The 13861-nt window shown below is 44.0% G+C and carries 14 protein-coding genes; 7 read left to right on the forward strand and 7 right to left on the reverse strand.

What is annotated here, in order from left to right; all coding sequences use genetic code 11:
- Positions 1 to 18 precede the first annotated feature (18 nt).
- A complete protein-coding gene (locus GPK81_RS05230; RefSeq protein WP_015522070.1) occupies positions 19 to 1110 on the reverse strand; it encodes an alpha/beta hydrolase in 1092 nt (363 codons plus the stop codon).
- Between the two features lie 214 nt (positions 1111 to 1324).
- Between GPK81_RS05230 and GPK81_RS05235 the strand changes: the two genes are divergently transcribed.
- Positions 1325 to 2362, forward strand: a complete 1038-nt coding sequence (locus tag GPK81_RS05235) for an AraC family transcriptional regulator (RefSeq protein ID WP_215706653.1) — start codon at positions 1325 to 1327, stop codon at positions 2360 to 2362.
- 8 nt (positions 2363 to 2370) lie between these two features.
- On the opposite strand, the gene rhaD is transcribed toward GPK81_RS05235, so the two are convergent.
- Together rhaD and GPK81_RS05245 are read right to left on the reverse strand one after the other, a co-directional pair.
- Positions 2371 to 3198, reverse strand: coding sequence for a rhamnulose-1-phosphate aldolase (gene rhaD / locus GPK81_RS05240; RefSeq protein WP_117993833.1), 828 nt, complete (start codon positions 3196 to 3198; stop codon positions 2371 to 2373).
- Positions 3199 to 3210: 12 nt separating this feature from the next.
- A complete protein-coding gene (locus GPK81_RS05245) occupies positions 3211 to 3522 on the reverse strand; it encodes an L-rhamnose isomerase (protein ID WP_015522068.1) in 312 nt (103 codons plus the stop codon).
- Between GPK81_RS05245 and GPK81_RS18505 the strand changes: the two genes are divergently transcribed.
- The 3 genes from GPK81_RS18505 (at position 3521) to GPK81_RS05260 (ending at position 6149) form a co-directional block, all read left to right on the forward strand.
- The gene (locus GPK81_RS18505) at positions 3521 to 3664 is read left to right on the forward strand and encodes an AraC family transcriptional regulator (protein WP_117636789.1); all 144 of its coding nucleotides are present in this window, start codon (positions 3521 to 3523) and stop codon (positions 3662 to 3664) included. The two genes, GPK81_RS05245 and GPK81_RS18505, sit on opposite strands and share 2 nt — an antisense overlap.
- A 450-nt stretch (positions 3665 to 4114) precedes the next feature.
- Positions 4115 to 4555 (forward strand): plasmid mobilization protein, encoded by a 441-nt coding sequence (locus tag GPK81_RS05255; RefSeq protein ID WP_118590429.1) that lies wholly within the window; start codon positions 4115 to 4117, stop codon positions 4553 to 4555.
- Positions 4527 to 6149, forward strand: coding sequence for a relaxase/mobilization nuclease domain-containing protein (locus GPK81_RS05260; protein ID WP_215706654.1), 1623 nt, complete (start codon positions 4527 to 4529; stop codon positions 6147 to 6149). The genes GPK81_RS05255 and GPK81_RS05260 overlap by 29 nt, the downstream gene beginning before the upstream one ends.
- A 58-nt stretch (positions 6150 to 6207) precedes the next feature.
- Here GPK81_RS05260 and GPK81_RS05265 read toward each other — a convergent pair whose 3' ends face one another.
- On the reverse strand, positions 6208 to 6912 hold the full coding sequence (locus GPK81_RS05265; RefSeq protein ID WP_215706655.1) for a hypothetical protein: 705 nt from the start codon (positions 6910 to 6912) through the stop codon (positions 6208 to 6210).
- A gap of 128 nt (positions 6913 to 7040) precedes the next feature.
- On the opposite strand from GPK81_RS05265, the gene GPK81_RS05270 reads away from it, so the two are divergent.
- Positions 7041 to 7202 (forward strand): Arc family DNA-binding protein, encoded by a 162-nt coding sequence (locus tag GPK81_RS05270; RefSeq protein WP_215706656.1) that lies wholly within the window; start codon positions 7041 to 7043, stop codon positions 7200 to 7202.
- A 190-nt stretch (positions 7203 to 7392) separates the two neighbouring features.
- Complete coding sequence (locus GPK81_RS05275; RefSeq protein ID WP_215706657.1) at positions 7393 to 8337, forward strand: Abi family protein; 945 nt, start codon at positions 7393 to 7395, stop codon at positions 8335 to 8337.
- Positions 8338 to 8386: 49 nt separating this feature from the next.
- On the opposite strand, the gene GPK81_RS05280 is transcribed toward GPK81_RS05275, so the two are convergent.
- From GPK81_RS05280 to GPK81_RS05290, 3 genes are all read right to left on the reverse strand, one after another.
- A complete protein-coding gene (locus GPK81_RS05280; RefSeq protein WP_215706658.1) occupies positions 8387 to 8596 on the reverse strand; it encodes a hypothetical protein in 210 nt (69 codons plus the stop codon).
- 249 nt (positions 8597 to 8845) lie between these two features.
- Positions 8846 to 10213, reverse strand: a complete 1368-nt coding sequence (gene rlmD / locus GPK81_RS05285) for a 23S rRNA (uracil(1939)-C(5))-methyltransferase RlmD (RefSeq protein WP_215706659.1) — start codon at positions 10211 to 10213, stop codon at positions 8846 to 8848.
- A gap of 3 nt (positions 10214 to 10216) precedes the next feature.
- Positions 10217 to 11164: a 3'-5' exoribonuclease YhaM family protein gene (locus GPK81_RS05290; protein ID WP_215706660.1), complete on the reverse strand. Its 948-nt coding sequence runs from the start codon at positions 11162 to 11164 to the stop codon at positions 10217 to 10219.
- A gap of 309 nt (positions 11165 to 11473) precedes the next feature.
- Here GPK81_RS05290 and GPK81_RS05295 point away from each other — a divergent pair, with 309 nt between their 5' ends.
- Complete coding sequence (locus GPK81_RS05295) at positions 11474 to 13855, forward strand: endonuclease MutS2 (protein ID WP_118063217.1); 2382 nt, start codon at positions 11474 to 11476, stop codon at positions 13853 to 13855.
- Positions 13856 to 13861 lie beyond the last annotated feature (6 nt).

Raw genomic sequence — 13861 nt, forward strand, 5'->3', positions numbered from 1 at the left:
ATAAATTCTTATCTGTTCCTATCTGTGGGCTTCCCAGAAGATGACTGCTTCCTGAAGCCAGTTTTTCACTTTTGTTTCATTTCCTATTCCAAATCCATGTCCCAGTCCGTCAACGATTCTGACCGACACATTTTCTTTGCCCAGTACCTTCTCTAATTCCGGCAGTTTATCTTCCACATTTGCAAAACCGAACTCATCATCCCGCCCTACGATAGAAAATACCGCCAGTCCCTTGTCCTCCGGCAAAGCTTTGATATCCCAGTCCAGACCATACATAGGGAAGATCACCTTCGGTCTTGGCAGATGATTCTTGTGGCAGCAGTCCTCATAATTGGCAAATGAATACGCCGTGGTCATAAGTCCTCCTGCTGAAAAACCAAAGATGGCATAATCATCCATGTTTACAGAAAACTGTTTTTGATGCTCCGTCAGATATCGGATCACTTGTGTCAGTTCCCTCGCGGCAGCCTGTCCCTGCTTTACCTGTTCTGTCTCACCCAGCTGTCTGCCGACCGGATAACTTACGACGAAAACAGAATATCCCATTTTATGCAGCTTCATCGCCACAGGATACCCCTCGCAATCAGTTACATTACTGATAAATCCGCCTCCCGGAACTACAATGGCAAGTGGTTTTCCCTGTTGTCCCTGATAAAACATTCCCGTCAGATGTGACCTGTACGGATGACTATTCACTGCTTCCGCAGGATACAGATCCGGCACCAGCCTTGCCTGACCTTTCTCAACAAGTCCGGTTAGATAATTGAAAGATTCCAAGGCTGCATCCAATTGTTCCTCACGACCCTGCGCCTTTAAAAAATCCTTATACTTTACAGGCGCAATAGCTTTCAGCACGTTGTCCTCCACATTGAAAAACATATGTTTAAAACCGCCGAATACCGGATGCTGCATGAAAAATCCAACTTTGTCCTCCCCCGTTCCCGGACGGAAATGTCCGTTTTCATCGTAATAGCTGCTTTCCTTTATTTTTGGAAATCCGCAGATGCCAAGAAGTGCCGGTAAAAACATGGCACTTTTTTTGTAGACATATAATGTCGCACCGATTACAAATAATAAAACAATCACCACTACTGCAAAAAATATCTTCATCCTAACCTATGCCTCCTTTTCTTACTGATATCTTACATTATACAGACTAAAATTACATCAACGAAACATAAGTGATTTACCGACCAAACTTAATAAATATCCGAGATTACTCTGTACACCTTTGCCCCCAATATGGTATATTTTAGACAGGTTAAATAAACTGCTGATGACTATAATCACAGTTCATTCATATCTTGAAAAGGAGAGAATATATATGATGACATTATCTGCATTGAATCAATTTCTGAAGCAGCACACTCCCGAAGAAACCCAGCGTCTGAACGGTGTAAAGAAAGATTATTCAAAATTTCATGTTGCCAGAGGTAAGTTTGATACACCCTGTTACCGTTTTGATACGAACCTTGAAGATCTGCGTTCTTTATTTCTTTCAAAGAAAGTTCTTCCGAGTTATTACAACTTCGCTGTTGTAAAACAAGATCGTTTTGAAAACGTACCTCTGCATATCCATGAGTGGCTGGAATTGAGTTATATTTATTCTGGCGCCTGCACAATGACGATAAATAAGACTACATTCAGGCTAAAATCCGGGCAGATGGTTCTGATCAGCCAGAATGCACCTCATTCTGTCAAAAGATGTTCAGAAAATGATATTATCATCAATTTTCTGCTGACGCGCGAATATCTGAACGGTACTTTTTTTGAACGCCTGTCTCAGGATAATTACCTTACACACTTTTTCATTGAGGCTCTGAACACCACGATGCAGGAAAGCAAGTATATTGTCTTTTCCCCGGAACAAAAACAAAACCGGCTGGCAGATCTTACCAACCAGTTTCTCTGTGAATTTTATTCTCCGTCCGTAACATCCGGGCCTTTTTTAGACAGTCTTTTTACACTGATCACCTGTGAGATGATCAATCTGTTCCAGCACGGTATGGTTCTGGATCACTCCTCAGTGGATCAGATTTATACCATACTCCGATATATCGAAACAAACTTTGCGGACTGTACCCTTTCTTCTACAGCTGAGTTTTTTAATATGCACCCAAACTATCTCTCTGCCTATATCCGCCAGCATACCGGAATCACTTACAAAGAGCTGGTCCAGACACAGCGGCTTTCTCAGGCGGCAAAACTGTTAAGGAGCACCGCACTTTCCACAAATGATATCAGCCTTGCCGTCGGATATCAGAATACCAGCTTTTTCTTTCAGCTGTTCCGCAAGAAATACGGATGTACGCCTATGGAATATCGAAACATGCTTCATGCTTCTGATACGCCAAATATGTGATATGTACATTATTTGTCATATAGAAACTTTTCCGGTAAAGTTACTTTAAAATCTTTCGCCAAATCTCTGAAATTCTGAGGTGAGATTGTCTGTCTTTTATCCGGTCTCATGGACAGCATCTTTACAAGGATTTCCGCGGATTTCTCTACGGTGTGCATTAATCCGAATGTAAGATCAAAGTCTTCCCCTGAGCAGAACATGCCGTGATGCGCCCAGATTGCCACATCATATTCTTTCATCAGGGCACTTGTCGCCACTGCGATCTCACGGCCGCCCGGCACCATCCATCCTACTACACCGATTCCGGAAGGAAATACAACCGGGCACTCGGTCGCCATCTCCCAGAGTTCTCTAGTAAATACTTTATCCTCCAACGGCAGTACAAATGTCAGTGCGATCACATTCGTGGTATGTGCATGATAAATCACCCGGTGCGCTCCATTGGTAACGCCTTTTTTCACTTCATGGTTCATCAGGTGGCTCGGTAGCTCACTGGTCGGTCTGCCTCCGTTTACCAGGCCCCAAAGGATGCGGTAATTCTCTCCTTTTTCATCCAGTTCGATGATGCAGATACTATCCTCCGGATCAATGATGACATTGCGGAAATATTTCCCGCTGCCTGTTACGAGGAAATATTCGCTCGCAAGTCCGGGGACTTTGGTGGCAATCGGTTTCCATTCATTGTCATAATGAAGGAACTCTTTTACCTCCGCCACTTCCTCGTCTTTGATGCGGTAAGACAGGTTGCCGCCGTTTCTCTCGTGCCATCCCTGCTCCCATCCATCGTTACACATACGGATAAATCCCTGTACAAATTTTGTATCCAATACACTCACGGCTTTTCCCTCCTACACTCTTTTTGTCAATACCGTCTCTTCGTATTTCTCAATTTCCCCGAACCACGTACCGTCTTTTGGCGCTCCGCATTCTTCACAATACTCGGCCCACACATCACCAAAGGGCAGTGTTTTTATCTCTTCCTGCTTTACCATCAGCTCTGTCATACGTCCTTCGTCCTGCAGTTGTTTCAGTGTTTCATTTGGTGTCAGCAGTGCATTTAAAAGTGCTTTCTGGAAATTACGGAATCCTACAACCCATGCGGAGATTCTGTTGATGCTCGCGTCAAAATAATCCAAGGCAACTTTATCTACAGAAGACATTCTCCATACAGTAGGCTACGAAAACAGCAGCTTTTTTCACAACAAATTTAAAGAACTGTATGGGAAAACTCCAAAAGAATATCGTAGAGAAAAAGCTGCCGCCTCTTTAGGAGATAGCAACAGCTTTTCAAATGACGTCTAAAATTATTTAACAACATTAAGATAACATACCGTAACCAAGAATACGTCCACTCCCAATCGGATACTGATGCTACCACACTCCCCTGACGCTATTGCCATTCACTGTCGTACTCGTATTCCCTTCTACGGTATACACAATATCTCCCTCACACTTCTTCACAATCGCCACATAGTCTGTCATGCCGGCGTCTCTCCAGTCGAAGAACATAAGAAGAGCATAAGAGCAAGTTTCGCCTGAGTAACTCAAAACTCACTTTCGTGGTTTCCGTTCCCCCGCAAACTTGATGAGGATTTCGCTCCCCATACCCTCGAATAACGCATATTTCCATATATGCTGTTTTGGCTCCTTATCAGTCGCAGCGTAATTTTTTAAATTACGGATTGCTCTTCCCACAAAGATATTCCAATAGGCTTATTCCTATAAGGTTATTTTCAAAGGAGGAAACAGCAAGTGGCACGTCCCAAAAAACATAAAGAGTTGAAACGAAATCACCAGATCATGCTGCGCCTGACAGATACAGAATATGAGATTATCTCTTCCAATGCAAAAAATGCTTCTCTTCCGTTGGCCGAGTACGCAAGGAAACTCATCACCGGGAAGACTCCAAAGATCACTTATGAGATTGTGGCAGATCTTCCTGAGCTGAAAAAGCTGATCGGAGAGTTTGGAAAAATCGGCAGCAATTTGAACCAGATCGCACGCTACTTTAACAGCGGCGGTATCCATTCTCAGGAAATGCGAAAGTATATTCAACAGGGAATTGCAGATATTTTTGAAATGAAACATGAAGTTTTAAAAATGGCGGGAGATCTCCACTCCCTCTCTGCGGAACTTTCTTCCATACAGAAAGGAGCTGCCGCTCATGGCCATCCTGAAACATATCACCAGTAAAAATGCGGATTATGGAGAGGCTCAGCGCTATCTCATGTTCCAATATGATGAAGCCGCCATGAAACCTGTCCTTGATGAGAGCGGCAGGATGATCCCACGTGAGGAATATTATCTGGACGGCATGAACTGTGATCCTTTCACTTTTGATATGGAATGTAAGGAACTGAACGCTCAGTATCGTAAAAATCAGACATTTGATGAAATAAAATCTCATCATTATATTCTTAGTTTCGATCCGAAAGATGTGACAGAAAATGGATTGACTGGAGAACGGGCACAGCAGCTTGGTATAGAATATACCCGCAAAAATTTTCCCGGACACCAGGCTTTAGTCTGCACCCACACAGACGGAAATAACGAAAGCGGCAATATCCATGTGCATATTGTGATTAACAGTCTGCGAAAATATGATGTGGAACATCGTGGCTTTATGGAGCGTTCCTGCGATTCCCGTGCCGGATATAAACATCATCTCACAAAAAATTATCTTGCTTATCTAAAACAGGATGTAATGGATCTGTGCCATCGGGAAGGTCTGCACCAAGTAGATTTGCTCTCTCCTGCAGAAAAGAAAGTCACTGACCGTGAATACCGGGTACAACGCAGAGGGCAGAAGAAAATGGATGAACGAAATCGGAAGATGCTTGCAGACGGTATTACTCCACGTAAAACAAAGTTTGAGACACAAAAACAATTTCTCCGTAATGCCATTAGTGAAGTTGCCGCTTCCGCCTGCAGTCTGGATGAATTTCAGAAAATACTTATGAAAAGATTTAATATTTCACTTAAAATCAGTCGTGGACGATTCAGTTATCTCCATCCGGAACGTGGGAAATATATTACAGGACGAAATCTGGGGACACATTTTGAGGAATCATATCTTCAGGCCATATTTGAAGAAAATACCCGACATTCATCTATTCTATCCGATCCAATTTTCCCTGCTGATAAATCAGCTTCTGAAAATCAGCAAGAGCTTTCCGCTTCTGTATTCATTAAATCTGACTTACGGCTTGTAGTCGATCTGCAGAACTGTTATAAAGCACAGCAAAGTGCTGCTTATGCCAGAAAAGTAAAGCTCTCTAATTTACAACAGCTGGCAAAAACTGTCGCCTACATTCAGGAAAATGGATATGACACGGAAAAGGATCTGCTACACGCTTACCACGAAGCACAGACACAGACATCTGACATGAGAAAGGCTCTTCGTTCCACCGAACAATCATTAAAACAGATTAACGAGCAGATCCATTACACTGGACAATATCTGGCAAATAAATCTGTATACCGCCAATTTCTAAGCAGCAAGAATAAGGGGAAATTCCGGGAAGAACATAAGGCAGAACTTACTCTATACGAAACTGCGAGAAAAATTTTAAAAGAACACTCTGTTAACGGAAAGCTGCCGTCAATGAAATTGCTGAAAGAAGAAAAAGAAAAACTGACCGTGCTAAAAAGCAGCCAAAAAGAAGCCTATCAAAATCTCCGAAAATTTGAAAAAGAGCTGAACACGGTATGCTCCAATGTAGAAATATTCCTGGAGAAATCCCGTTTCCGGCAGAATGGCCAAGAAAAAGATATGGTCCGCTCGTAGCTGGTATTTCATACTCTAACATGCTCATGGATGATTGCCATACCATGAGCATGTCCTGCTACTGCTGATGGGGAATAGTATAAGCATTTACAGTTATTTCATTCCCTACCGGCTCAATCTCCACCCAATAATTTCTAATCAGGCATCCACGCTGCCAATCCTGGAGAGAATAGATCTCCAGCGTCTGAAAATCAACCAGGCAAAGCGGAATCGCTTCTTTCCGCTCATTTTTCCATTTAAAAAATACCAGGGATTCCATTATCTTATCTAGACATTCCTGGCAGAGATGTTTCCGTAATTCTTTGATTTCCACACCATAATCCTCTGGCAGGGTAACTTCTATTGATGCCATAGCTCCATCGAAATTGCTGTCAGAAGAATAACGGATTTCTCCTGTATTTCCAAAAGTGGACGTCGTATAATTCTCTTCTCCTCGATTATGCCTATCATCACCACTATTTTTCAAACGAAACTCCAAAACATACCAGTCATTTAGTGAAATCAATCCTATCGTATCCAGATTCCTATAATATCCCATTAAACTCCGGACGTTGTTTCCACACAGATAACATTCTTCTTCATTCCCCAGTTTAGTAGAAATTTTCTCAAAGACAACTTCTTCCTGGCCACCAATCCGAAGCCATTTTTCATATAATTCATTCCTAAAAAACGCCCCCAGAAACAACAGTATAAAACTTACAATCATCAGCCAAAATACATTTGACCGGATATGATAATATTTTTCATTCCTCTTTTTTCTCATTGTTCTTCCCTTTGCAAAATATAGTGTACTTAAAATAAGTTCATTTATCACATCATACCACTATTTGTACTTAAAATGTACTTGCTTTAGCGAACTTATTTTGTACTTTTCAATAACAGGGAGGTATTATGGAAAAAGATAAGCATTTAGGCTTACGCATTGATTCAGAAACGCATAAGAAGCTGAAAAGCCTTGCAGAGTTTGAAGGGCGTTCCATTAACGGTGAGGTACTCTACCTGATCCGTCAGGCCATTGCACACCATGAAGAAAAACACGGTGAATTGAAATAACTATGCTGACAATCCCGTATCTTCTACGTCAGAATGGCATATAATAAAAAGAACTGGATTTGCAGGATTGACTTTTCAGGCCAATTTTGCTATATTTAGTTCAGTGATCGTTCTGTGGAAACTTGCGAAGCCCACAGGCGGGGGAGAGCTTTCGAGTCTCTCCCTCTTTTACATTTCAGGAGATTTTATCATGGCAGTTTCAAAACAGTTTTTAACTTTTACCCAACAAATTGATTATCTGAGAAACGAAAAAGGAATCACCATCGCTAATAAGCAATCCGCAGAGGATGTTCTGCAGCGTATTGGTTACTTTGCCCTGATGGGTGGATATAAAGAATTGTTCCGAATCCCTTTCTCAAAGAAATATAAACCGGGGACTTCTTTTGATGAAATTGTCGCCCTCTATCAATTTGATGCCGAACTAAGAGAGTTATTTTTGAAATACTTGCTCCAAATAGAACGTCATATCGGAAATCTGATTGCGTATCATTTTGTAGAAGCACATGGGATTTCTCAAACAGAGTATATGAACCCCTGTAATTACAATAATACTTCACGCAATAAGAAAATCATTGCCGGATTAATCCGCAAACTGCATGGAGCAATCACCACCACGGATTATACCCATGTTAATTACTACCGGACAAAATATGGGAATATTCCTCTCTGGATTACAACAAGCGTTCTAACTTTTGGCAGCCTTTCCAAAATGTACAATGTTCTGGAACAATCACTCCGTTCTAAAATCTGTCGTCATTTTTCCAATATAAACCAGCGACAGCTTGAACGCTTTTTATCTGTCCTGACAAAATACCGCAATGTATGCGCCCACGGTGATCGTCTTTTTTCATATCGTACAGTAGACCAGATTTTAGATACACCGCTGCACGCAAAACTAAATATACCCCAACAAGGAAATCAATATATTTGCGGAAAACAAGATCTTTTCGCTGTTGTAATTGCTTTCCGCTATCTCCTGCCCAAAGAAGATTTTCTGAAATTTAAAAGAAAACTAACCATCGAAATATCCAGGGTGAACAAAAAGCTGATACATATTACAGAGAATGAACTGTTGGAACACATGGGCTTTCCAAAAAATTGGATGAATATCACCCGCTATACATTGACACCATAAAAGAAAGAGGAAGATGCCTGCCATACATAAGCAAACATCTTCCTCTTCTTTATTTTCTTCTCCGCTCCATTTCTTCTGCCGCAATCTGCGGCACAGACTTCCCGCTCCTTCTGGCAATCTCAGCCTGCTTCAGATGAAGCCGATCCAGCACAGAAATCCTTCCTCCAATCTTCCGGGGCTTCTGATGCAGTTTTGTTAATCTGATGATTTCCTTTTCCAATTTCATTTTTCTTTGCTCTTTACGCTGTGTTGTTCCCATTTGTTTTTCCTCCTGAATTTTAAAATTTTGTATAAAAAATAGGGACACTCTGCTGCAAGTATCCCTATCTTCTATCAATGTATTGATAGCGCTATATTCACTTTCATAATCCAGGATTTTTTGTGTTCCCCGTACCGAGGTCTAAGGCAACCACAACGGTTACTTTGTTTACAAGTACCTTTTCCTTGTGATTTTCCTCTAATCTGTTGAAACTGAAAAAGTCAACAAAGTGCGTAAATTCAAGGATTTCTAGGTATGTTTCCTTTGTAGTCTTACCACAGTCTCTATATGCGTACTCTGCGGAAACATATCAGTAGTAGAAACCCGCACCAGTTCATAATCCTCCGCACAAAGCACTTTCAGATCCCTGGCCAACGTAGCACTATCACAGCTCACATACACAACCCTCTCCGGCTTCATTTTAAGGATCGTATTCAGAAGTACCTCATCACAGCCCTTCCGTGGCGGGTCTACCACGATAACGTCTGCATAAACGCCATTCTTCTCATACTCTCTCGGCAGCACTTCCTCTGCTTTTCCAACAAAAAACTCCACGTTCTCGATTCCATTAAGCTTAGCATTCTCTCTTGCATTGTCAATGGCCTGTGGTACGATCTCCACGCCGCGGACAAATTTTGCTTTCTGAGCCAGGAACAGGGAGATGGTTCCGATTCCACAGTACAGGTCCCAGACTGTTTCATTTCCGGTGAGACCTGCGTACTCCAGGGCCTTTCCGTACAGTTTTTCGGTCTGGATGGGATTGACCTGGAAAAAGGACAGCGGCGAGATCTGATAGGAGATATTTCCGATACTGTCCGTTATATAGGACTGTCCCCAGAGGAGACGAAGCTTATCTCCCAGGATCACATTGTTCCGTTTTTTATTGACATTGATGGTGATGCTGGTCATTTCCGGAATTTCACACAAAGAGTCCACCAGAGCTTTTTCTGCCGGGATCTTATCTCCGTTTAAGATCAGACAGACCATCATCTCATCTGTATGGAAACCATAGCGGATCATAATATGGCGTACAAGGCCTTTGCCTGTCGTCTCATCGTAAGGCTGGACATGATATTTTTCCATGTGGCCGATCACACGGTCCAAAACATCCTTATTCTGTTTCACTCCCAGAATACAGTCCCGGTTGTCAATAATAGAGTGGGTCCTTCCTGCATAAAAACCGGTGATGATCTTTCCGTCTTTATTTTTTCCTACCGGGAACTGTGCCTTGTTGCGGTAATGGTAAGGCTCGTCCATTCCCATGATCGTCTCCATCGGGAAATCCTTAAAACCGCCGATCCGCTCCAGATGGCCACGGACTTTTTTCTCCTTGAATTTCAGCTGCTGCTCATAGGATAATGCCTGAAGCTGGCATCCTCCGCACTGGCGGGCAATGGAGCAGGCCGGTTTCACACGATACGGGGACGGTGTGATCACCTCCATCAGACGGCCATAGCCGTAGTTCTTTTTTGCCTTGATGATCTTGGCGCTGATCCGGTCTCCGATCACGGCGTCCTTCACAAAAACGGTGAAGCCATCGGCTTTCCCGATACCTTCACCGTCAACTCCGCAATCCTCTATATCCAAAGTCAGTATATCGTTTTTACGGAATTCCATCTATTAAATATCTCCTGTTCTTCTTAAATTGGACTCAAAAAGGCGGTTATAACCGAGCCATTCTTTTTTGCCCTTGTCTGCGTGGAAAATCTCTGTCAGTGTCTCCATTCTTGCATCGGTATTGTCTGCCAGATTCAGAGCTACTGCCTCTGCAAGTGCCGGTTTCTTGGGAGAGCCGTACTCCAGCTCACCGTGATGGGCAAGGATGCAATGGATTACCTGATTCTCAAGTTTCTCAGGAAAATCCGGGATCTCTTTTACCAGGTCGTGTACCATCTGTGCCCCGATCACAATGTGTCCCAGAAGCTGTCCCTCGTCTGTATAATCATTCATCGGAAAAGCTGAAAGCTCCTTGGTCTTGCCCACATCATGAAGAAGAGCGGTTGTGATCAGAAGATCACGGTTCAAAAGCGGATAGGCATTTGCCATGTAATCACAGAGACGTGTCACTCCAAGGGTGTGCTCCATCAGTCCGCCGATAAATCCATGATGCACGGTCTTGGCTGCGGAATGACCTTCAAACACCTTCATAAATTCCTGATCTTCCATAAAAAGCTTCTTCAGAAGCTGGGAAAGATACGGATTCTTCACACTGTTGATCAGGTCGCGCAGCTGGCTCTGCATATCGTCCACACTGTTCTCACTGGTAGGAAGATAATCTGCCGGATCATACTCCCCTTCTCCTGCCTTGCGTGCTCTCTTAATGTTCAGCTGCATGGCACCTGCAAAACTTGTCACATCTCCCATGATCTCAATGTAATCCAGGGCATCAAAATCATCGATCCCCAGAGAATTTGGGTCCCAGATCTTACCATCGATCACACCTGTTTTATCCTGAAGGATCAGATTTTCATAGGGCTTTCCGTTCTTTGTTGTAGCTGCCTGTTTCTGTTTGCAGAGATAGATTCCGTTTACTCTGTCTCCCTCATGTAATTCATTTAAAAAACGCATAAAATTCTTGCCTTTCTGTTCTTTTTTACTTTTAAAGCGGACATACTCACTTCCCCGTCCACTTCACACTTTGCATTCACCGCCAGCCTTTTTCTACGGTCTCTGGCTGCATCCCGGTCCGGGCTTTCCCTGCATTTTCGCACAGTCTCCCCTTACATCCGGGCTTTATTCAGTATCATAACACATTTTACTTTCCTTTGCTATGGAAATCATGTAAAATAGGAAACGAAGTGTTTTTTTGCATATCCTGTGTTACGCAGAAAAACACGAGATCAACAGAAGTAACAAAAAGGAGTAACTACAGCAACAATGAACAAAAAAGCATACAAAGCACTTGAATACTATAAAATCATAGATCTGCTGACAGACAAGGCTTCCTCCCCCATGGGAAAAGATCTCTGCCGGAAGCTTACCCCTTCCACAGATATCGAGGAAATCCGGTCCATGCAGCTGCAGACCCACGATGCCCTTGCACGCCTGTTCAAAAAAGGCGGCATTTCCTTTGGAAGTGTCAAGGATATCCGGGGCACACTGAAACGTCTTACTGTAGGCAGCGCCCTGAACGCGCCGGAGCTGCTTTCCGTCTGCAGTCTTCTGGAAAATACCGGCCGTGTCAAAGCCTATTCCAGAAATGACCGTGACGATGGAATGACCGATTCACTTGACGGAATGTTTGCGGCACTGGAACCTCTCACACCTCTGAGCACAGAGATCCGCCGCTGTATCCTTTCCGAGGATGAGATCAGTGACGATGCCAGCAGCACCCTTCGTCAGATCCGCCGCAGCATCAAGGCCACCAACGACCGGATCCACACCCAGCTTTCTTCTCTGGTTGCAGGAAGCGCCCGGAATTATCTTCAGGATTCTGTCATCACCATGCGTGACGGCCGCTACTGTATCCCGGTAAAAGCCGAGTACAAAGGCCAGGTAGCCGGTATGATCCACGACCAGTCCGCCACAGGTTCCACTCTTTTCATTGAGCCTATGGCTGTTGTCAAACTGAACAACGACATCCGCGAGCTGGAGCTGAAAGAACAGAAAGAGATCGAAGTGATCCTTGCGTCTTTAAGCCAGCAGGTAGCCGCAGAGCTGGAAGCCATCCACGCAGATCTTTCCATCATGGTACAGCTGGACTTTATCTTTGCCCGCGCCGCTCTTGCCATGGACATGAATGCCAGCGAACCGATCTTCAATACTGAAGGACGGATTCGCCTGCGCCAGGCCCGTCACCCGCTGATTGACAAGAAAAAAGCCGTTCCTATTGACATCCGCCTTGGAGATGATTTTGACCTCCTGGTTGTCACAGGACCAAACACCGGTGGTAAAACTGTCTCCCTGAAAACCGTGGGACTTCTTACCCTTATGGGCCAGGCAGGCCTTCATATCCCGGCACTGGACCGTTCTGAACTTGCACTTTTCCGCGAAGTCTATGCAGATATCGGAGATGAGCAGAGCATTGAGCAGTCCTTAAGTACCTTCTCCTCTCATATGACAAACGTGGTTTCCTTCCTGAAATCCGCAGATCAGGATTCCCTGGTTCTCTTCGATGAGCTTGGTGCAGGTACTGACCCTACCGAGGGTGCTGCTCTTGCCATTGCGATCCTGTCCCATCTTCACGAACAGGGCATCCGCACCATGGCAACCACTCATTACAGTGAGCTGAAAATCTATGCCCTCTCTACCCCGGGTGTGGAAAATGCCTGCTGTGAATTCGATGTGGAAACTTTACGCCCCACCTACCGTCTTCTGATCGGTGTTCCCGGAAAAAGTAACGCATTTGCCATTTCCTCCAAACTGGGACTTCCGGATTTCATCATCGACAAGGCAAAAGAGCAGATCAGTGAACAGGATGAATCTTTTGAAGATGTTCTGACATCCCTGGAGCAGAGCCGAGTCACCATCGAAAACGAACGTGCAGAAATTGCCCGTTACAAAGAGCAGGTAGAAGAACTGAAAAAATCCCTCCAGGAAAAAGAAGAAAAACTGGACGAACGAAAAGAACGCATCTTAAGAGAAGCCAATGAACAGGCACATGCGATTCTCCGTGATACCAAGGAATACGCAGACCAGACCATGAAACTTTTCCATAAATTCCAGAAGGATCACGTAGATACCGCTTCTGTGGAAAAAGAGCGGCAGAATCTGAAGAAACGTATGTCAAAGGCTGAAAAAGGCATGTCTTCCAAACAGCAGAAGCAAAAACCAAAGAAGCAGCTGAAACCATCCGATCTTTCTCTTGGCGATACTGTAAAAGTTCTCAGCCTGAATCTGAAAGGAACCGTTTCCAGCCATCCGGATTCCAAGGGATATCTCTTTGTGCAGATGGGAATCATCCGTTCCAAAGTACATATCTCCGATCTGGAGCTTGTGGACGAGCCGGTGATCACCACCCCGTCCATGCAGCGTACCGGTGCCGGAAAGATCCGCATGTCAAAAGCGGCCAGCATTTCCACAGAGATCAATCTTCTGGGAAAAACCGTGGACGAAGCAGTTGCAGAGCTGGACAAATATCTGGATGACGCCTACATCGCACACATGAAATCCGTCCGCATTGTTCACGGAAAAGGTACCGGCGCCCTCAGAAAAGGTGTCCACAATTACCTGAAACGCCAGAAACATGTAGCTTCCTTCCGTCTCGGAGAATTCGGAGAAGGCGATGCCGGCGTAACCATCGTAGAATTCAAGAAATAAAAAAGG

It is taken from the genome of Blautia sp. MCC283 (genome assembly GCF_018785565.1).
In the GTDB taxonomy this organism is placed as follows: domain Bacteria; phylum Bacillota; class Clostridia; order Lachnospirales; family Lachnospiraceae; genus Blautia_A.

Excerpts from the sequence above, each read along its gene's own strand:
- GPK81_RS05230 (WP_015522070.1), bottom strand. The coding sequence starts at position 1,110 with ATGAAGATATTTTTTGCAGTAGTGGTGATTGTTTTATTATTTGTAATC.
- GPK81_RS05235 (WP_215706653.1), top strand. The coding sequence starts at position 1,325 with ATGATGACATTATCTGCATTGAATCAATTTCTGAAGCAGCACACTCCC.
- GPK81_RS05245 (WP_015522068.1), bottom strand. The coding sequence starts at position 3,522 with ATGTCTTCTGTAGATAAAGTTGCCTTGGATTATTTTGACGCGAGCATC.
- GPK81_RS05260 (WP_215706654.1), top strand. The coding sequence starts at position 4,527 with ATGGCCATCCTGAAACATATCACCAGTAAAAATGCGGATTATGGAGAG.
- GPK81_RS05265 (WP_215706655.1), bottom strand. The coding sequence starts at position 6,912 with ATGAGAAAAAAGAGGAATGAAAAATATTATCATATCCGGTCAAATGTA.
- GPK81_RS05270 (WP_215706656.1), top strand. The coding sequence starts at position 7,041 with ATGGAAAAAGATAAGCATTTAGGCTTACGCATTGATTCAGAAACGCAT.
- GPK81_RS05275 (WP_215706657.1), top strand. The coding sequence starts at position 7,393 with ATGGCAGTTTCAAAACAGTTTTTAACTTTTACCCAACAAATTGATTAT.
- GPK81_RS05280 (WP_215706658.1), bottom strand. The coding sequence starts at position 8,596 with ATGGGAACAACACAGCGTAAAGAGCAAAGAAAAATGAAATTGGAAAAG.
- rlmD (WP_215706659.1), bottom strand. The coding sequence starts at position 10,213 with ATGGAATTCCGTAAAAACGATATACTGACTTTGGATATAGAGGATTGC.
- GPK81_RS05290 (WP_215706660.1), bottom strand. The coding sequence starts at position 11,164 with ATGCGTTTTTTAAATGAATTACATGAGGGAGACAGAGTAAACGGAATC.
- GPK81_RS05295 (WP_118063217.1), top strand. The coding sequence starts at position 11,474 with ATGAACAAAAAAGCATACAAAGCACTTGAATACTATAAAATCATAGAT.